Here is a 19122-nt window from a genome sequence, read left to right as displayed (position 1 = left end):
TTTGCCTTGAAAAAGGTGAAGGCGAATGGATTGTGGGATTGTCACGACGCCCTTCGGGCGGCGGGCGATGTCGCTTGGGATGTTGGCACACCAACTTTCCAGCGCTTCGGCCGTCGACGAAGGCAAGGTCGACAAATGGAAATTATTTCGAACGGTTTGCGCCGCCAAGTCCAGCCTTGGTGTGTCCGATCGTTCGCTTGCCGTCTTGAACGCATTGCTGTCGTTCTACCCGAAGACGGAACTTGCGGCAGCCGACGGCCTCGTCGTGTTTCCGTCCAATGCTCAGCTCTCTCTGAGAACGCACGGCATGGCCGAGACGACGCTACGGCGGCATCTTGCCACGCTGGTCGAGGCTGGCCTCATTCTCCGGCGCGATAGCCCGAACGGTAAGCGTTACGCTCGCCGCGACCGCAAGGGGGCGATCGGCCAGGCATTCGGATTCGATCTTGCTCCGTTGCTCTCTCGCGCAGCCGAGTTCGAAGCAGAGTCCACTCGTCTGGAAGCGGACCGGCGATATCTTCAGATGATGCGGGAACGCATGAGCCTCTGCCGTCGAGACGTTGCGAAGCTGGTCGATTTGTTGCGCCAATCTGACGTCGCCTACGCAGAAGAGGCGGAAACGCGCTGCCAGGCTGCTTATATGTCGCTCTCGCGCAAACCTTCCATCGCTGAGATCGAGCGCCTCCTTCCGGTTCTCGTCCAGCTACAGGACGAACTGACTAATCGTCTGGAAAATCTACTGAAAACACAAAATACGGCTGCCAATGAACGCCAAAATGAGCGGCACATACAGAATTCAGAATCCGATTATCTTTCTGAATCTGAACCGGCTGATGAAAGAGCGGAGGTGAGATTTTCGCCCAATGCATCGACGGATCTACCGGAGATGGACCAGAATACGGATAATCCGCCTGCAAGTATCGAAACATCGGCGCTGCCAGCACGTCGCACCCACCAGCCGGCGTCGCCTGCCCTGAACTCTGCAGCACCGCTACCGCTGGTCTTGAAAGCCTGCCCGCAAATCCGCGATTACGGCCCGTCCGGTCGTGTCGACAGCTGGCGCGATCTCTTCACGGCCACAACCGTCGTCAAAAACATGCTTGGGATCAGCCCAGACGTCTACAACGAAGCCTGCGCTACACTGGGGCCGGAAACAACCGCGACAGTGCTTGCGTGCCTTCTGGAGCGAGCTGAGCACATACAATCAGCCGGAGCCTATCTGCGTGACCTCACGCGTCGTGCAAAGAGCCAATCCTTCGCGGTCTCGGCAATGCTATCGGCACGCTTACGTGCCCAGGCGTCGGGTGTTGCATGAATAGAGGGAGATGCCCGATATCGCTGGGACACAGGATACGGTTTGATGCGGCTACTTCGATTGCGGCAGCGCGTCTTGTATAAGGCGGACAAATGCAGGAGACTGGAGATGCAAGGATTCGTTGATATCTCTGCAATATTCTAGAGTCAGAGATTCAATTTGAATCATCACCATCTCCAAGAAAACATTGATGATTTATCCCTTTCGGAAGGAAAGTAGCTGTTTTCTTCCGTCGCTCGGATTGGGCTGGCGTCGAGGCTATGATGGAGTGCTACGGACGTGTAGGCGTCCCTCAGAACACGAAGGCGCCGCCCACTGGAACGGCTGTGCTTGGAGCTGAGTTCGAAGATCGATTGTGATCCGAAGGGCGCCGGATTTAGGCTTCTGCTTCTCTAAACGCCGGTGTTGACATCGGGCAACGGAGAGGTGCGGACGCATCAATGCAAGGCGACTTTCGGGCTCGGCGGGACTGAGAAACGCCTCACGTCGGCAGCGGAACTTTTCCGTACGAGATCTGTGATAGATCGGTCCTTCTCGCTCTTTCCGTCATGCCCGAACCAGCCGAGAATTTTTGACGACGCTTGGTGCAGCCGCTATGCAGCAGAACGGCGGACGGATAACCCTAAGGCTAGAGGGCTCGCATCGGCCATACCAGTACAACCATTATCGGAGGCGGCGTTCTGCGCCAGCACGTCTCTGACGCTACCCCAGAGACCTCGCTCAAATGTACTGACCTGTTGCAGCTATCTCATAGAGTCGTGCATTAGACTCCCATACCGATTGGGTTCATTGATCGGCTTGCAAGCTTGCTCGATGCGAACGAAGGAATTGCCGTCGTGCTCGCATACGCGAGCGATTGAGCAAAGCCTACATCTGCTCGGTTGGGTGTTCTCCAATGACAGAGCAGACGATCAAGGACGCAGATCAACCGATCTTGCGATCGCGTGTACCGCGCCCGCCCGGACGCGGTACAATTGCCTGAGTGTAACGCACCAGAACCAGCACCAAGGAGCGGTGCGTTGACAGCTGTCAACAATAGACACGCCTGGAACATGAGATTGGCAGAGAGCACTCACCGAGGTCTTGCTCCTGGCCCAAACGAGGCGCACGATGCACGCCATGGTGCCTAAGGAATGGGCGTCCTAGATGATGCCAGGCGTTGCCCGTGCTACCAGGTTGGCCAGGCGCGATCCAAAATAGTCTAGATATTTCGGCCTGACGCCCTGCCTCTGTGACGGAAACGAATATCGTGTTACGTTCCGTTTCTGCGTCAACATCCTTAGTTTGAAATGCGATACAAGATTCCCGATCCCTATCATCCGATGATCCTTCCGCTGCTGATTTCAGCGGAAGATGCCTTGGCGCGGCTCGATGAACGAACAAATCGCCATGCGGTGGAAGATGGTTTTCGGGAACGGGGCCACTTCTTTGATGCTGCGGCTGCGCTTTGGGTTGCCGGTGAACTTGTCCATGTCGAGGATCTCGTGCTGCACGATGCCCATATGGACGCCCGTGCCCCAACGCATGAATTGACGATTGCTCATTCGGTCATACGCGCGCGGCGGCGCATCTGGCTCGGCGAACCTCACTGGGCACTTTCAGCCCACGGTCTTGCTGCCATTCGGGGAGAACAGGTCGCGCCGGCCAATGCCAGCGATACCTCTGCGGAGACACGACAACTGGAGCCGACGTCTTCCGCCACGGATAGTGACCGGATTGAAGCGCACGAAGAGGAAGACACCAATCCGATGGCCGCCGAGTTTGCGGCGATCGATGCGGCGATCGCTCGCTCACAACAGCTGCTGGAAGCGCACGACAAGGATGTGCTCGAAGTCGCCGAGCGTGCGGCCCAGGTAACTGCACAGGAGCCAATGGGACAGCTGGGCCTGCTCTTTGATGAGGATTGGGACGAAGACGCTCGGATCGACGAATGGCGCCACGCGATGGCGACGGCAGATCAATTGCCGGCCAGCCTGGGTGCTGCGCTTCTCTTCGACGCCTGGGAGCGGATCGAACCGCTGCGACGGCAGCACTGGTTAGGCTCACTGCTCGTTGGCGCCTATCTGAGATCACGCGGTAAGGTGACTTCGCATCTCCTCACCTTCAATGCCGGCCAGAAGGTCGTGCGCCATGAGCGACGGCGTTCACAGGATCCGGTGATGCGATGGAGCGCCTTCCTGGAAGCGATGACGGTAACGGCGGATTTGGGCCTGAAGGAACTCGACCGACTGTCGTTGGCAAAGACGCAGATGGAAATGCGTATCCGCGATCGGCGGTCCAACAGCAGCCTGCCGGCGCTGATCGAACTGGTCCTGTCGCGGCCGATCGTTTCAGCCGCGCTGGTCGCCCAGCATGTCGGCGTCACGCCACGCGGCGCATTGAACCTCGTGCGCGAACTTGGCATCCGCGAAATGACCGGCCGCGGACGCTACCGCGGCTGGGGTGTGCTATAGGCGGCGGCATGCCCAAGGGGCATGTGCGCCATCAGCCCATGGTGATCAGGATCAGCAGCACGAAGACGGTTGGAACGAGAGCTAGCGCCGGGATGATGATCGCCGGGTAGCCGAAGGCGACGATCGCGAGCAGCCAGATCAATGCGCAGTTGATCAGAAACAGCACCTTTGCCGTCTGCGACCCTTGTATGGCTTCCTTCAGCATCCAGCCGAACACCGGCACGTTATAGACAAGTCTTGCAATCATTGTTCTTCCTTTCCTTGGGGGCAGTCCGGGTGGGGATGGACCGTCGGAGGTCTTCAGTTTCGGGGACGTGTACCGCTGCCCGATCGCTGCCGTGTGAAGCCGGCAGCAGCTTCGAGGCGCTCCGGGTCGAGCAGGCGCATGGTTTTCGGGTGGCTGAAATCGATCAGGCCCTCGCGCTTGAAGCGGTTGAGACAGCGGCTGACGGTCTCGACGGTAAGGCCGAGCCAGTCGGCAAGATCTGCCCGTGTGAGATGGAGGTGGAAGCTCAGACGGGCAGGGACGGCGTTCCGGCCGCTGCGATTGAACAGGCGCGATAGCTCGACCAATGCACTTGCTACCTTCTCAGCGGCGGTCTTGCGACCGAGCAAGGTGGCATGCGCCTGCAACCGATGCAGCGTGGTTTTCAATTCGCTGGCGATCGCCGGATTGGTCGCGTGAAGTTCGGCATCGCCCAGGGATTCGATACGGGCAATGCTCAAGGTCTCCGCCGTGGCGATGTTGCGTCCATCGACCGTAAAGCCGAAGAGCCGGCCAGGACCGAGCACATCGGTGATCTGCCGGCGACCGTCGTCGAGCAGCTGAGAGAGAACGATACAGCCGTCGAGCACGCGAAAGAGCGAGCGATTGCGGCCGCCTTCAAAGAGCAGAGTGAAGTTTTCACCGACCACGCGGCTGCGCGCAGGAAGCCGCGGTGGGCGGGGCAAGGGCGCAAGGGGAGGGGCCACAATAGGGGCGGCAGCGGATTGAGTTTCGGGCATGGGAGAAGTCCGCATTGCGGATACGACGAGGCATCGTGCCTCGTTGCCATCCGACATCGAAGGAGGGCGTTGACAGCTGTCAACGCAGGTTCAAAGCCTGGCAACGGCCTTGGGTGGCCCTCGCGGACTGGCATTCGGGGAATGAACCTGCGGCCCCGGCTGCGCCGCTGTCGCTACGACCGTGGGCGATAGGCTCCCTTGCAGGCGCTCGCCGACAGTGTCGTCCGGTAGCGTCAGCAGCGCCCAGAAGAACCGGCAGGCACTGCACACGTGCTTCTGCGTCGGCTTCTCATTGCCGTCGCCGTCAAGGCCGGTTTGACAGAAGTCGGGTAGCGTTCCGTCTGGAAGGGCGTAGAGGGCGTAGTCGGATGCCGGGATCGGGGAGAAGGCAAGAGCCGGGCCGAGGTGTGCGAAACCCAGCAGGAAAAGAGCCATGGCGCACAGCGTGCTCAGGGCCTTGTCCCATCTCGATTTCGCGCGACGTGTCATCGCTCGGGCTCGCTCTCATCTCTTCTTCGCTGAGGCAGAGATAGGCGAGCGGCTTGACAAATCTCAATGTGGCAAACCGCGCAGGGGCAGAATGCCGCAGTTACGAGAACGCCGCGCATCCGGGTGGATGTGCGGCGTGTTAAGCTATTGATATATAGTGATAATGTCGCGAAAATGGCTGGCGGGATTAGTCTTCCTCGACAAAAACCTCCTGGCGCTTGGCCTTTACACTCGGCAGGAACACGACGATGAGCACCAGGGCCGCAATCAGAAGCAGGATGGCGCTGATAGGCCGGGTAACGAAGGTCGTCGGGTCGCCGCGCGACAGGATCATGGCCCGGCGGAGGTTTTCCTCGAGCAGCGGCCCGAGCACGAAGCCGAGCAGCAGCGGCGCCGGTTCGCAGCGCAGCTTCAACAGCAGGTAGCCGACGAGGCCGAAGAAGGCGACGGCATAGAGGTCGTAGACGTTGGAGTTGACGCTGTAGACGCCGATCGAGCAGAACGCCATGATGATCGGGAACAGCACGTAGTAGGGGATCTTGAGCAGTTTCACCCAGAGCCCGATCAGGGGCAGGTTCAGGACCACCAGCATCAGATTACCGATCCACATGGAGGCAATGATGCCCCAGAAGAGCGCCGGCTGCTCGGTGGCAACGTTCGGACCGGGCACGATGCCCTGGATGATCATCGCGCCAATCATCAAAGCCATGACCGGGTTGGCCGGTATGCCAAGGGTGAGGAGCGGAATGAACGAGGTTTGGGCGCCGGCATTGTTGGCGCTTTCCGGACCGGCGACACCAGCGATGGCGCCATGGCCGAACTCTTCAGGACGATCAGAGACCCGCTTCTCCACCGTATAGGAGGCGAAGGCGGCAAGGATTGCACCGCCGCCCGGCAGGATGCCGAGTGCCGAGCCGATGATGGTGCCGCGCACGATCGGCGCAAACATGCGCTTGAAGTCGTCACGGGTCGGCATCAGGTCGGTGACCTTCGCCATCAGCACTTCGCGGGTGCGCTCGTTTTCAAGGTTCCGCAGGATCTCGGCGATGCCGAAAACGCCGACCGCAAGCGCCACGAAATTCAGCCCGTCGGCGTATTCGCGGATGCCGAGGGTGAAGCGCGGCGTACCGGAGTAGATATCGGTGCCGACCAGCCCGAGCAGCAGGCCGAGTGCTACCATGGCCAGGGCCTTGGTGATCGAGCCATGGGCGAGTGCGATCGAGGAAACGAGGCCGACGATCATCAGCGAAAAATATTCGGCCGCGCCAAATTGCAGCGCGATCTCGGTCAGTGGTGGCGCGAAGACGGCGACGAGAAACGTCGAGACGGTTCCGGCGAAGAATGAGCCAAGGGCTGCAATGGCAAGCGCCGCGCCGGCACGGCCTTTGCGGGCCATCTGGTAGCCGTCGATTGCGGTGACCGCCGAGGAGGATTCACCCGGCATGTTGATCAGGATCGCGGTAGTCGAACCGCCATACTGGGCGCCGTAGTAGATGCCGGCCAGCATGATCAGCGACGAGACCGGCTCAAGCTGGAAGGTGATCGGCAGCAGCATGGCGATGGTCGCCGTGGCCCCGATGCCAGGAAGCACGCCGATCAAGGTGCCGAGCAGAACGCCGATCAGGCAGAAGAGCAGGTTGGCAGGGGATGCGGCGGTCGCAAAGCCGAGGGCAAGGTTACTGAAGAGTTCCATCGCGCGTCTCCTAGAACCGGACCCAAGGGCCAAAGAGCTGGAACGGCAAACCCAGGCCATAGCTGAACACCGCGACCGAGAAGGCCGTCAGCGCCAGTGAAAGAGCCAGCGCCATGAGTGGCTTCATCCGACCGGAAGCGAAACAGGCGATCAATGCCGTGAAGAACAGCGCCGGTACGAAGCCGAGGCCGCGGACCGTGAGACCGAAGAAGACGGGCGCCGGCAGAATGAAGGCCATGCCGCGCAATGCGATCGGGCCTATGGGCTCACCCTGAACGCGGGTGGACTGCACGAGGATCACGACGCCGAGCAGCGTCAGGATGAGCGCGAGGACCAGAGGGAAATAGCCAGGGCCCATGCGAAAGGCGGTGCCCAGTTCGAGATTGAAGGCCTGCCAGGCGAAGCACAGCCCGACCGCTGTCAATATCCCGCCGCAGAGCGCATTGGTGGTGTCGAAGGAGAGTGATTTCATCGTATCCCCATATGTTCTGGCGGGGCAGCCGGCCGAGGCGTGTCTGACGGCCTCCCGCATTGGCATTGCCGGCTTTGTGCCGGGTTCGCGCATTGGGAGGCAGGTTGACAGCTGTCAACGGCAGTTGACGGCTTTTGATCCCTCTCCGGGTGCCGTCGCAGCAGTCCCAATGTCACAGGCGCCGCGCTTCCGGGTGAACCGGTGCGCGGCGCGGCGAGCCGTCTATCAGTCGGCGTATTGGCCGGCTGCTTCGATCACCGGCTTCCAGCGGGCGATTTCGCCTTCAAGCTTCGCCTTCAGCGCAGCCGGGGTGGCATCGGCGTCCGACGAGGGTGCCGTGCCGAGTTCGCCGAAGCGGGCGACGACGTTCGGATCCTTGAGCGCAACCTGCAGTGACTTCGACAGGCGTTCGGTGATTTCGGCCGGCGTACCCTTCGGGGCGTAGATGCCATGCCAGATGCCGACCTGAAGGCTCGGCAAACCGGCCTCGGCGGTCGTCGGCAGGTCCGGGAAGACCTTCAGGCGCTCAGGCGAGGTGACGGCATAGGCCTTGATCGTGCCGCCCTGGATCTGCTTCGTGGTGTTGGTGGTCTGGTCGCACATGATGTCGACCTGGCCACCGAGAAGATCGGTCATCGCGGGACCAGTCCCCTTATAGGGCACGGTCGTCAGTGGCGTCTCTACGGCGCTCATAAACATCATGCCGCAGAGATGCGACGCGGCGCCGATACCGGCATTGGCGACGGTGACCGTGTCCTTGTTCGCCTTGACGTAGTCGACGAGACCTTTCAGGTCGGTCGGCTCAAGGTCCTTGCGTGCGACGATGGTCATGGGCACCTCTGTGACGAGGCCGACATAATCGAAGGAGTTGAGCGTGTCATAGGCGAGCTTGCGATAGAGGGTGGCGCTCGTCGCCATGCCGATATGGTGCAGCAGTACGGTGTAGCCATCCGGATCGGCCTGTGCGACGCGGCCGGCGCCAAGCGTGCCGCCAGCGCCGCCGACGTTCTCGACGATGATCTGCTGGCCGAGATCCTTGGACATGGATTCAGCGACCAGGCGCGCAACCGTATCCGTCGGGCCACCGGCGGAGAAGGGCACGACCATGGTGATCGAGCGTTCGGGGTAGGTCTGCGCATTGGCGGAAACGGCGAAAAGCGACAGGGCGGCAACAGCGCCGAGCAGGGCATTCAAGGTTTTCATCTCTTCCTCCCGGATGAAATATCGGCCAGCCGGCAAGGTTTCCTCCCGCGCCGGTTCTGGGTGCCCCATTTGCAAGCGCAAACTTTGCGCAGACAACGGCTTAGCGCGGCCACGGCGCGTATTTGTCAGGCGCGGGCTTTGATTTGGGTGGATTTGGAAACATGCGGCCGATCGCATGGGTGGATTTCCACCCATCATCCGGTGATGCGGTGTGCCCGGTTGTGTTCAAGGACGCGCGGATGCCCTCGCTTGTTTCCAGCGTTCGGGTGTGTTGCACTACACCTCGGTGGAGGCCGAGCCTTCACAGTGAGCACTCGCCCATGGGAATGGTTGGATGCGCAAACTGGCCGCTGTTCTCTGTATCGATATCGCCGGCTACAGCAAGCTGATGGGGCGTGACGAGGCCGGTACCCTCGCCCGCGTCAAGGCGGCCTTTGCGGCATTCGATCCGACGCTTGCGCGACACCACGGCCGTGTCGTCAAGCTGATGGGCGACGGCGCCCTGATCGAATTCGCAAGCGCGGTCGACGCGACCCTCTGCGCGATGGCGCTTCACGGGGTGGCCACGGCAACCGATCCATCGCTCCGCTTTCGCATGGGGCTCAACCTGGGTGATGTGATCGTCGAAGACGGTGATCTCTTTGGGGAAGGGGTCAATATCGCGGCGCGGCTGCAGACGCTTGCCGAGCCCGGCGGCATCATCCTCTCCGAAGCGGTCCGGGAGCACGTCGCCGGAAAGCTGAACATCAGACTCGATGATCTCGGGCCGATGTCCCTCAAGAACATCGAGCGTCCCGTCCGCGCTTTCGCCGTCCAACCCGGGGTGCCGGCAGAGGCGAAAGGAAAGCGCGAACGGATCGGTATCTGTGTCCTGCCCTTCACCAACATGAGCGGCGATCCGGAGCAGGACTATTTCAGCGCGGGCGTGACCGAGGACATCATCATCGACCTCAGCAAGCTCTCGGCGCTCTCGGTCGTCTCGCGGGCGACCTCTTTCGGCATGAAGGCACAATGCGCGCGGGTCGTCGCACAGCAGCTGAACGTCGCCTACATCCTCGAAGGCAGCGTGCGTAAGGCCGGAGACCGCATGCGCCTGGCAGCGCAGCTGATCGATGGGGCAAACGAGGCAACGGTCTGGGCCGAGCGCTTCGACCGAGACATCAAGGACGTGTTGTTGCTGCAGTCTGACCTCGCGAGCGCCGTCGTCGAGGCACTCCGGCTTCAGCTCCTGCCGGCGGAGCGCCAGGCATTGGAGCGCAAGGCGCCAACCGATCCGGAGGCGTACAAGCTGTTTCTCCTGGCGCGTGAATACAACATCACCGGATCCGAACGACACCTGCCGTTGATCATCCGGCTCTGCCGCCGCGTGACCGAACTGGAGCCCGACGATGCACGGGCCTGGGCCCTTCTTGGCGAAACCCTCAATCGTCTCGCGCGCAGCATCGGTGGTGGGGAAACGGGCGAGCTGGAAATCGATCGCGCTCTCGAACTCGACCCCGGCCTCGCCGGCGCTCATGCCGCAAAGGCGTTGCAGTTTTTATACCGAGGACAGTTTGGGGAGGCGGAGCGGCAATGCGCCATTGCCCTGCAGCTTGAGCCAGACGACTACGCCACCAATCTCGCCGCCGGGCGAACCTTCATCATGCAGCGCCGCTACGATGACGCCATCCGCCACTTCGAGCGGGCCGCAGCGCTGGCGCCTGCGGATTACAACGCTGCTGCCATGGCGATCCAATGCTACCAGGGCAAGGGCGACGAACAGGCGGCACTGGAGGCCTGTCGCCGGGCTCTGGCCAGGATCGAGCGCATCGTGGCGGCCGAACCGGATCATAGCGGCGCAATCGGGCACGGTGCCGGTGTCCTCGCCCTCCTTGGCGATCGCGAGAGGGCAAGCGAATGGGCATCGCGCGCCAGTCTGCTGGAGCCTGACAATATTCAGCTGCAGGCAAACCTGGTTTGTGCCTGGGCGATCAGCGGCGACGCCGAAGCGGCTCTGGACGCGCTCGAGCGCATCGCGCTGAAGATGAGCCGGGAGTTGCTGGTGTGGATGGAAAACGACAATGACCTGGATAGCCTGCGTTCACTCCCGCGCTTCGCACGGATCATGCGCGCGGTGAGGGCCCGCTTCGCGAGACTACCCTCGTCTGAAAGGGACGAGCCGAATGAGGATTCGGTATAGCCCCGAGGCCGAACGTATTCACCCGAGATCGTGGTGATGTGGGGCCGCTGCCAGCTCGCAGTCAAAGACCGGTGCGTTGCCTCAGATAGGCGATTTCCTCGCTGGTCAGGCTGCGGCTCGCGCCCTTAGGCAATTCGCCAAGAGTAATCGTCCCTATAGAAACCCGCAGCAGACGCAGCACCTCGAAGCCGAGCGCATCGAGCATGCGGCGGATCTGGCGGTTGCGGCCCTCCTCGAGCTCCACTTCGATCCACGTGTTCTTGTCGCCACCCCGGAGGTGAACGGCGCGGGCGGCATGCAGCATCTCGCCGCCTTCCTCGATGCCGTCAACCATCCGTTCGAGATGAGCGTCACCGATCTGCCCGGCAATCTGCACGTGGTAGACCTTGCCGAGATGAGTTTCAGGATCGAGCAGGCGCTGGGCGAGCACCGTGTCGTTGGTGAAAAGCAGAAGGCCCTCGCTTGCCTTGTCGAGGCGGCCGACGGGCGACAGGAACGCGGTGTCGATATCGCTCAGGCAATCGAACACGGTTGGCCGGCCTTCCGGGTCGTGGCGGGTGGTCACCAGTCCGCGCGGCTTGTTCAGCATCAGATAGATCTTCTCTTCGGCAAGCACCGGTTTGCCGTCGACGGTGATGCGATCCTTGTCGATATCGACCCAGTGCGAAAGGTCCGTGACCTTGCGTCCACCGACGCCGACGCGTCCCTCGAGCACGAGCTTTTCGGCCTGTGTGCGCGAACAGTAGCCGAGCTTTGAAAGCGCACGGGCAACCGTCACGCGCTTGCCGGCATCTGCCGCGGGGCGGCGGCCGGTATCTCGAGCGGCTGTGGGTCGCTTTTGCTTCACGCTGTGGTCTTCCGGTTCCTGATCATGTGGTGGCCGTTACTGAGCACCTTGCTTGGCGTTGCCGCCTCACTCGCGGCATCAGCCGATCTTCGTGTAGTCGATCCGCCGGGCGAGCCAGCAGCCGATGGTGAGGCCGGCCACGTTGCCTTGCGGATCACGCCGCACAAGCACGGTCCAGTCTCCCGGTGCCGGTGCGTCCATCGAGCGCTTGCAGCGAAGCAGCCAGACGTCTTCGGCCAGCGGTCGCATGGCGAGCATCGCGCCGGTGCCGAGCGCACCGTCGAAGCCCCCGTAGAAGATGCCATTGGTGGAGACGATATCGAGATGGGCGTCGAGCTCAGCCGAATGGTAGCGACCGGCGATATCGGGAAGGGCCGTCCCGGAGACGCGGTCCGCGCTCACCGTCAGATTTTCGCGAGGCCGTTCCATGCGTATCGAAGCGCGCTGCGGTGTCAGGGTCACTGCGGCCGAGCGGGCGCTGCCGTCGGCGCTGACGGAAAGCGTTTCGGGAGAGGTCGCAAACCGCAGCTCGACGCGGGTCGGTCCGGCAGCTCTGGCAACCAGGGCGAGGCCCGTTTCCGGATCGAGATAGCTTCCGGTGTCCTCAGCGTCCCAGCTTCCTGACGCGGCCTCGGCATCCGTGTGRCCGAGAGCGACCTTCATCAGCGCCACGGCCGCCGCATGGGCATCGCCTTCGTGATTGAACATTACCACGACCGAGAGGCGTTCCGCGGGGGCATAGAGCCTGCGGCAGCGGAAACCGCGGAGCGCGCCACCGTGGCCGCTGATGACGGCATCGCCGATCGTCTCGTGTGCGAGGCCGAAACCGTACGGTGCCGGGCGGCCATCCGCATAGGTCTGCGGGGCAGCGAGGCGGCGGTAGAGCCCGTCCGCATCGTCACGTGTCCTGTCGACGAAACGCTCCCAGGCCAGCATGTCGTCAAGCGAGGCGGAAACACCGGCGTCGCCTGCCCAGTAGATGCGGTTGAGCGCCTCGAAATAGCCCGTCGTCTCGTTACCCTCGTAACCGACGATACCGTCCGGCGGCAGGCTCGTGTCCGGTGTCAGGGCGGCGGTCTGCATCGCCGCGGGATCGAAGACCGAGCGCTGATAGAGTTCCGCCATCGAGCGGCCGGTATGCTCCTCGATCAGGTCGGCGAGAATGCGGAAGTTGCCGTTGGAATAGGAATAACGGGTGCCGGGCTCGAAATGCGTCGAGCGCGCCTTGGAGAGCAGCGGTCGGGCATCCTCGCGCCGGAAGATGCCGTCGTGGCTGGCGCCTTGGAGCACCGTCAACGCCCAGTAGTCACGAAGTCCGGACTGGTTGTGACAGAGGTGCGCAGCGGTCGGACGCTTGCCTTCAAGCAAGGGCAGATAGGCGTCGAGTGCGCGGTCGAGCTTTTGTGGATGGCCGATCGTATCCAGCAGAACAGCGCAGGTCAGTTGCTTGGTGACCGAGCAGATCGGGATCCGCGTCGCCATCGTCATCGGCTTGCGGGCCGCCAAGTCGGCATAGCCCCAGGCATGTCGGAAGAGGACCTCGCCATCCCTGACCACGCCGGCAACGCCGCCCGGTCCCGGGTAGTGTTGCGGCAAGGCCGCGATGGCGCGTTCAAGGACGGAAAGATCAGGAGTGTTCATGGCGCTGAAGGATCGATCGGACGGAGGGCAGGGGGCGAATTTACATCGTTCGTATCGCCCCCTCCTTCCGCATGCAATGCCTGCGGCTCCACGGTCGTATCAGCCGGCGCCTGCCTGCGCGTGATAGAGGCGGCTATAGGCGCCCTTGGCGGCAAGCAGCGTGTCGTGCGGCCCCTGCTCGCGAATGCCGCTGCTGTCGACGACGACGATGCGATCGGCATCGCGGATCGTAGCCAGCCGGTGCGCGATGATCAGCGTGGTCCGGCCCTTGGAGAGTTCGGCCAGCGACTGCTGGATCGCCCTTTCCGTTTCGGTATCGAGCGCCGAGGTCGCTTCGTCGAGGATGAGGATCGCCGGGTTCTTGAGGAACATGCGGGCGATTGCCAGCCTCTGCTTCTGCCCGCCGGAAAGCTTTACGCCGCGCTCGCCGATCACGGTGTCCATGCCCTCGGGCAAGGCCTGGATCATGCCGTCGAGCTTGGCACGCCGCGCGGCATCCAGGATGTCCTCTTCGCTGGCCCCGAGCCGTCCATAGGCGATGTTGTCGCGGATGGTGCCGGCAAAGAGGAACACGTCCTGCTGAACGATGCCGATCTGGCCGCGCAGCGACGAAAGCGTGATGTCGCGGATGTCGGTGCCATCGACCGTGATCGAACCTTCGCTGACCTCGTAAAAGCGCGGCAGCAACGAGCAGATCGTCGTCTTGCCGGCGCCCGAGGGGCCGACGAAGGCGATGGTCTCGCCGGCATGGATCGTCAGGTCGATGTCCTGGATGATCGGCTTTTCGGCGCTGTAGCCGAACGAGACGCCGCGATAGGTGATGTCGCCCTTGAGGCCGGCGACGTCGGCAGCACCCGCCCGGTCCTCGATATCGGGTTCGGTCTCCATCAGTTCGAGGAAGCGTTTGAAGCCGGCGATGCCCTTGGGATAGGTCTCGATGACCGAATTGATCTTCTCGACCGGGCGGAAGAACACGCCGACCAAAAGCAGGAAGCTGACGAAGCCGCCGTTCGTCAGTTCGCCCGTCAGCACGAAATAGCAGCCGGTGATCATCACGATCAGCTGCGTCAGCCGCATGCTCATGTAGCTGAGCGACGTGCTGGCAGCCATGATGCGATAGGCTTCGAGCTTGGTACGGCGGTAGTTCTGGTTGTCGGTCTCAAACAAGCTGCGCTCATGCGCCTCGTTGACGAAGGCCTGCACCACCCGCATGCCGCCGACATTCTCCTCGATGCGGGCGTTGAAGTCGCCGATCCGGCCGTAGAGGCTGCGGAAATTGCGGGTCATTCGCCCGCCATAACGGCTGGTGACCCAGGCCGTCAGCGGCACCACGGCGGCGGTGATCAGCGCCAGCTGCCAGTGCACCATCAGCATCAAGAACAGCGCGCCGATGAAGGTCATGATCGCGATGAACAGGTCTTCCGGCCCGTGGTGGGCGACTTCGCCGATTTCTTCCAGGTCCTTCGTCAGGCGGCCGACCAGATGGCCTGTCTTCTGGTTGTCGAAGTACGAGAAGGAGAGCTTCTGCAGATGGTCGAAGGCCATCCGTCGCATGTCCGTTTCGATGTTGATGCCCAGCATGTGGCCCCAATAGGTGACCGTCGCCATCAGGCCCGTATTGAGCAGATAGACGAGCAGAAGGCCGGCTGAGGACAAGAGGATCAGCGTCCATTCCTGGCTCGGCAAGAGCTGGTCGACGAACAGCTTCACCGCGATTGGGAAGCCGAGTTCAAGCAGGCCGGACAGTACTGCGCAGGAAAAATCGAGAATGAACAGGCCGCGATAGGGGCGGTAAAACGCGAAGAAACGCTTCAACATGGAGGTGCACTCACTGGGGGGCGGCGACCAAGGGCCGGTATAAACATGAATTCCAATGTCATGTTTTGTGCCGGAAACCAACCCAGAAAAGCGGAAAACCGTGTCGTGTATTTGACGAGGGCGACATCTTCCGTCTCGTAAAAGGTCAATCGGCATTTGTCGGGGTCGGCGGGAAGGAAACGTTAACCATAAGCTTCGTAGAAAAGGAAATCAGCAGAGTGCTTCGCCTTCGATCGGGGACATCGGAGGCGTGTGGGGCGCTCGACATATCGACAAGCGTGAGGCGTCTTCATGCGTTCGCGTCAACGCACGAAGCTCTAGGGGGCGAATGAGACGATGGCAGCCAATCAATCAGTAAAAGCCACGGAATCCGATGTGAGTACGATCGTTCCGTTTCCGGTGGCAAGGAGATTGACCGCTATCCGCACCGCCGCCGCCGAGCTTGAAGACCTGCATGGTGCCGAAGCCCTGCAATTCTGGCGCCGCCGCTGCCGCGCTCTCGCCGACGAACTGTTTGCCTGCGGCTGCTCGGAAGACGAGGTTCGCCGGCAGGTGATGGACTTCCAGGGTGAGGTTCAGGCCGAGCTACAGCACCGCCACCTCTCGCGCGTCTCTCAGGGAGTGATGAGCCAGTAACGGCTCGCTTCTTCAGTTGATCGGCAGTTCCGGATCCCAGGTGAAGAGTTCCTTTGCCCGGGCGATGCCGCGCAGCGCGAATCGGCCCAGCGACACCGCATGGACCTGATGTTCCGGCGGGCAGGCTTCGACGAAATCAGACGACATGATCATGTGCCGCTCGACCGAACGGCACATCGAGGAAATGCGGCTTACCTCATTGACCGCGGGCCCGACCACGGTGAAATCGAGGCGGGTCTGGCTGCCGATATTGCCATAGAAGACTTCGCCGATATGGAGCCCAAGATAGACCTCGGTGGTCGGCTTGCCCTCGTCCTGCCGGCGGGTATCGAGTTCCGCGAGCATACGGCGCAACTGCCGTTCGGCGGCGATTGCGTTAGCGCAGGCGGTTCCCGGATCGTCGGCATTGAAGATCGCCAGAACACCGTCGCCGATCAGCTTCAGCACGCTGCCGCCATGGTCGTGAATGGCGGTGATCACGGTTCCCGAATAATCGTTGAGAAGCGGGATGATCTCGTCGGGTGCGGCGGTGTCGGAGATGCGCGTATATCCGCGCAGGTCGGAAAACCACATGACCGTTTCGATGCGCTCGGCCGAACCGCGGGCAATGCTGCCCTTGACGACGCGCTGGCCGGCGTCAGCGCCGAGATAGACATCGGCAAGCGTGCTGATGATGCGCACGCATGAGCCGGCCTTCACCGCCAGCGCAAGCGTCGGCAACAGGATCCGGAGCGCTGCGATGTCATCCTCGCTGAAGCCGCCGTCGCTCCGCGTCGTCCAATAGGAATAGAAACAGTCCATCTCGCCGACGCGGCCCTGGTCGGTGAAGTGGTGGATCATGCTGACACAGTCGGTGTGGCCCTCGTCCTTCAGCCGGTTGAGGATGTTGTAGGTCGTGCCTTCGTCGGCGGAAAGCCGGATGCGGCGCTCGGCGGTCCGGTCGCGCAGCATGTGGTAGAAGATCGAGTTCTGCCAGTTCAGCAGCGCCTCGCCCGTGGTGGTCGAACCATATTGGATGACTTCCGGGGTGATGTCGCTTTCATCGTTCCACTGAAAGGCGCGTCCCTCGAATTCGGGGTGCAGCGTGTCGATCAGGCCGAGTGCGCGGGCCAGATCGAGACCGGCTGCCCGGCATTGCTCGCAGAAGCCGGCAAACAGCTCCGGCTCGTCCAGTCCCTTCAGGCCCTGTTCTGAAAGCCAGAGCACGATATCGCGTAGCTGTTGGTCGTTCATGGCGCATCCCGCTCGGCCGAGGTCGATTGCATGATGATGTGGTGCAACATCCATAGCCGAACCAGGGCTCAGAGCGAAAGATGCAGTTTGCCCGCCTCGCTTTCCGCCGGCACGGCGCAACAGATGAGCGCTTCGCCTTCGGCGACCGGGAAGGAGGGCTGCGAGGGATAGGTTACCTTGCCCTCCAGCACCGGTGTCCGACAGGTGCCGCAACTGCCGTTGCGGCAGCCGTATTCCGGGTTCAACCCTCGCGCCTCCGCCAGATCGAGCAAGGTGCCTTCACCCGGCAGCCAGCGCGCCTCCTTGCTCGACTTGGCAAAGACGACGTGAACGGGGGCACTTGCCGCCGGTTCCATCGCCGGGGCAGAACCGCCGTCCGGCCGCCGGGTCAGAGACGACAGCCCGAAGGCTTCCGCATGGATGCGGGCATCGGCGATGTTGAGCGCACGCAGACCGTCATAGAGCGCCTGCGTGAAGGCTGCTGGGCCGCAGAGATAGAAGTCGTAGTCGTCGAAGGGCAGGGTGGCCTTGAGATGGGTGAGGTCGATGCGGCCGGCGACGTCATAGTCCTGTCCCTCGGTCGCGGTCTCCGGCTGGCTGAGGGCGCGTATGAAACGGATATTGCCTTGGCCCTCCTCGACCAGTGCGGCGATCTCCCGGTCGAAAGCGCGCTCCTCACGCGTGCGGGCGGCCTGGAAAAGCCAGGTTGGACGGGTGCGGCGCTTGCGGCGCCCCTCATGGACAATATGCTGCAGCATCGCAATCATCGGGGTGATGCCGACGCCGGCGCCGATCAACACCGCCGGACGCCGCTGCGTGCCATCGATGGTGAAGCTGCCGGCCGGTGCGCGCGCCTCGATCCGGTCGCCCGGCTTCAGCTCGTGCAGGTGCTGAGAGACGGTGCCGTCCTTCTTGACGCTGATGCGATAGAGCGCATCGGTCGGGGCGGAAGAGAGCGTATAGCTTCTGACAACAGCCTTGCCGTTTGCATCGATCTTCAGCCGGATTGGCAGGTGCTGGCCGGCCTGATGCGTCATCAGGCCGAGACCATCGTCAGGCGCGAGGTAGAGCGAACGGATCGTCGAGCTTTCCTCTTCAATGCGCGCAACCCGGAATGGCCGCCATTCTTCGGCCAGGGCTGCGGCCTGCAGGCGCACCTTCGCCTGTCCCCAATCGCCCAACGTCAGCAGACTGGGCGACCAACCGTCCTGATCGAAGGCCCAGCGAAGCGGCAGGCCATCCTGGCGATAGACGACCCGTTCTGGCCGGAATCGCCACAGGCGTTCTGCGCCCTGGAATGCGGCGACCTCGGGCGAAGACAGGATGACCTCGGCGCTACCGGTCAGCTGCAGCATGTCGCCAGTCGCAAAGTCCACAAACAGCAGGCCGGCGCGCGGATTGACCATGAAGTTGCCGAGCGTGTTGAAGAACAGGTTGCCGGAGAAATCGGGGATCGTCAGAACGTCCTCCTCGCCGATCTCGACGAAGCTGGCCTTGCCGCCGCGATGGGAGACATCGACCTGCCGCTCGCCGGTGTCAAGATCGACATAGGAGGCGACGAAGAAGGTGTCGGCATTGGCGATGATCGTCCGGGCGCGCTCATCGAGAGCCGCGCTGCGGATCGGCCGTTGCGATGCCGGTTGATGAGGATCGCGGGAAAAGGAAAACTGCCGAAGCTGAATATATTGCGGGCAGTTGCCGAAGCTCTGGCGTACGCGAATGGTGAAACCGTCGTCGCCATCGCGCAGGATCGCGCCGTTGAGCCGGTTCCGACGCCGGGTTTCAAGCTGGATTCCAAGCATGCCGATCGAGTGTGCATCTTCCATGCCGGCATCTGCCGGATCATCGGGATCACGGGGTAGACGGACGTCAAGGTTCCAGGCATCGGGTGCCTGCATGAAGCCGGGGCCTGCTGCGCGCATTGTCGCCCAGACGTCGCCCTTGGCATCGACGGCGCCAAAGACGGCGAACGGCAGCATCGGGAAAAACTGCTGGTGCTGCTCGGGCATGAAGCTGCGAACGAAATTGCGCCCCGTCGCGTCCATGCGCTCGGCGACGCCGAGGCTGCGCTGGATCGCGAGCTCGCCTTCGTGCCAGGGAGAGTCCGGCCGCTTCTGTTGTGCATTGTCCGGCATGAT

At 62.3% G+C, this 19122-nt stretch carries 15 protein-coding genes; 4 read left to right on the top strand and 11 right to left on the bottom strand.

Going from position 1 to position 19122, the window contains the following annotated elements:
• Positions 1 to 25: 25 nt before the first annotated feature.
• Together repC and AB4Z53_RS24670 are read left to right on the top strand one after the other, a co-directional pair.
• Positions 26 to 1315, top strand: coding sequence for a plasmid replication protein RepC (gene repC / locus AB4Z53_RS24675; RefSeq protein ID WP_441598126.1), 1290 nt, complete (start codon positions 26 to 28; stop codon positions 1313 to 1315).
• 1289 nt (positions 1316 to 2604) lie between these two features.
• Positions 2605 to 3768 carry an RHE_PE00001 family protein gene (locus AB4Z53_RS24670; RefSeq protein WP_441598125.1) on the top strand — a complete coding sequence of 388 codons (1164 nt, stop codon included), beginning with the start codon at positions 2605 to 2607 and terminating at the stop codon, positions 3766 to 3768.
• Between the two features lie 31 nt (positions 3769 to 3799).
• Here the strand turns inward: AB4Z53_RS24670 and AB4Z53_RS24665 are convergent, their stop codons facing one another.
• From AB4Z53_RS24665 to AB4Z53_RS24640, 6 genes are all read right to left on the bottom strand, one after another.
• Positions 3800 to 4015, bottom strand: coding sequence for a hypothetical protein (locus AB4Z53_RS24665; RefSeq protein ID WP_113539508.1), 216 nt, complete (start codon positions 4013 to 4015; stop codon positions 3800 to 3802).
• 53 nt (positions 4016 to 4068) lie between these two features.
• Positions 4069 to 4773, bottom strand: coding sequence for a Crp/Fnr family transcriptional regulator (locus tag AB4Z53_RS24660; protein WP_441598123.1), 705 nt, complete (start codon positions 4771 to 4773; stop codon positions 4069 to 4071).
• A 90-nt stretch (positions 4774 to 4863) separates the two neighbouring features.
• Positions 4864 to 5262 carry a hypothetical protein gene (locus AB4Z53_RS24655; RefSeq protein WP_441598121.1) on the bottom strand — a complete coding sequence of 133 codons (399 nt, stop codon included), beginning with the start codon at positions 5260 to 5262 and terminating at the stop codon, positions 4864 to 4866.
• 187 nt (positions 5263 to 5449) lie between these two features.
• Positions 5450 to 6955 (bottom strand): tripartite tricarboxylate transporter permease, encoded by a 1506-nt coding sequence (locus tag AB4Z53_RS24650; RefSeq protein WP_113539511.1) that lies wholly within the window; start codon positions 6953 to 6955, stop codon positions 5450 to 5452.
• A 10-nt stretch (positions 6956 to 6965) separates the two neighbouring features.
• Positions 6966 to 7427 (bottom strand): tripartite tricarboxylate transporter TctB family protein, encoded by a 462-nt coding sequence (locus AB4Z53_RS24645; RefSeq protein WP_441598119.1) that lies wholly within the window; start codon positions 7425 to 7427, stop codon positions 6966 to 6968.
• Positions 7428 to 7652: 225 nt separating this feature from the next.
• Positions 7653 to 8630 (bottom strand): tripartite tricarboxylate transporter substrate-binding protein, encoded by a 978-nt coding sequence (locus AB4Z53_RS24640; protein WP_441598117.1) that lies wholly within the window; start codon positions 8628 to 8630, stop codon positions 7653 to 7655.
• 334 nt (positions 8631 to 8964) lie between these two features.
• Here AB4Z53_RS24640 and AB4Z53_RS24635 point away from each other — a divergent pair, with 334 nt between their 5' ends.
• Positions 8965 to 10809 (top strand): TPR end-of-group domain-containing protein, encoded by a 1845-nt coding sequence (locus tag AB4Z53_RS24635; RefSeq protein ID WP_441598115.1) that lies wholly within the window; start codon positions 8965 to 8967, stop codon positions 10807 to 10809.
• Between the two features lie 61 nt (positions 10810 to 10870).
• On the opposite strand, the gene AB4Z53_RS24630 is transcribed toward AB4Z53_RS24635, so the two are convergent.
• From AB4Z53_RS24630 to AB4Z53_RS24620, 3 genes are all read right to left on the bottom strand, one after another.
• Positions 10871 to 11656 (bottom strand): pseudouridine synthase, encoded by a 786-nt coding sequence (locus AB4Z53_RS24630; protein ID WP_441598113.1) that lies wholly within the window; start codon positions 11654 to 11656, stop codon positions 10871 to 10873.
• Positions 11657 to 11734: 78 nt separating this feature from the next.
• Positions 11735 to 13297, bottom strand: coding sequence for a D-aminopeptidase (locus AB4Z53_RS24625; protein ID WP_441598111.1), 1563 nt, complete (start codon positions 13295 to 13297; stop codon positions 11735 to 11737).
• A gap of 99 nt (positions 13298 to 13396) precedes the next feature.
• Positions 13397 to 15115 (bottom strand): ABC transporter ATP-binding protein, encoded by a 1719-nt coding sequence (locus AB4Z53_RS24620; RefSeq protein WP_441598109.1) that lies wholly within the window; start codon positions 15113 to 15115, stop codon positions 13397 to 13399.
• Positions 15116 to 15490: 375 nt separating this feature from the next.
• Here AB4Z53_RS24620 and AB4Z53_RS24615 point away from each other — a divergent pair, with 375 nt between their 5' ends.
• Positions 15491 to 15751 carry a DUF6074 family protein gene (locus AB4Z53_RS24615; RefSeq protein WP_244495613.1) on the top strand — a complete coding sequence of 87 codons (261 nt, stop codon included), beginning with the start codon at positions 15491 to 15493 and terminating at the stop codon, positions 15749 to 15751.
• Between the two features lie 12 nt (positions 15752 to 15763).
• Here the strand turns inward: AB4Z53_RS24615 and AB4Z53_RS24610 are convergent, their stop codons facing one another.
• Positions 15764 to 16984, bottom strand: coding sequence for an adenylate/guanylate cyclase domain-containing protein (locus AB4Z53_RS24610; protein WP_441598107.1), 1221 nt, complete (start codon positions 16982 to 16984; stop codon positions 15764 to 15766).
• A gap of 68 nt (positions 16985 to 17052) precedes the next feature.
• Complete coding sequence (locus AB4Z53_RS24605; protein ID WP_441598105.1) at positions 17053 to 19119, bottom strand: FAD-binding oxidoreductase; 2067 nt, start codon at positions 19117 to 19119, stop codon at positions 17053 to 17055.
• Between the last annotated feature and the right edge of the window lie 3 nt (positions 19120 to 19122).

Source organism: Ensifer sp. 2TAB8, from assembly GCF_052115125.1.
Lineage (GTDB): Bacteria > Pseudomonadota > Alphaproteobacteria > Rhizobiales > Rhizobiaceae > Ensifer.
This window is presented reverse-complemented; position numbering and strand designations above follow the sequence as displayed.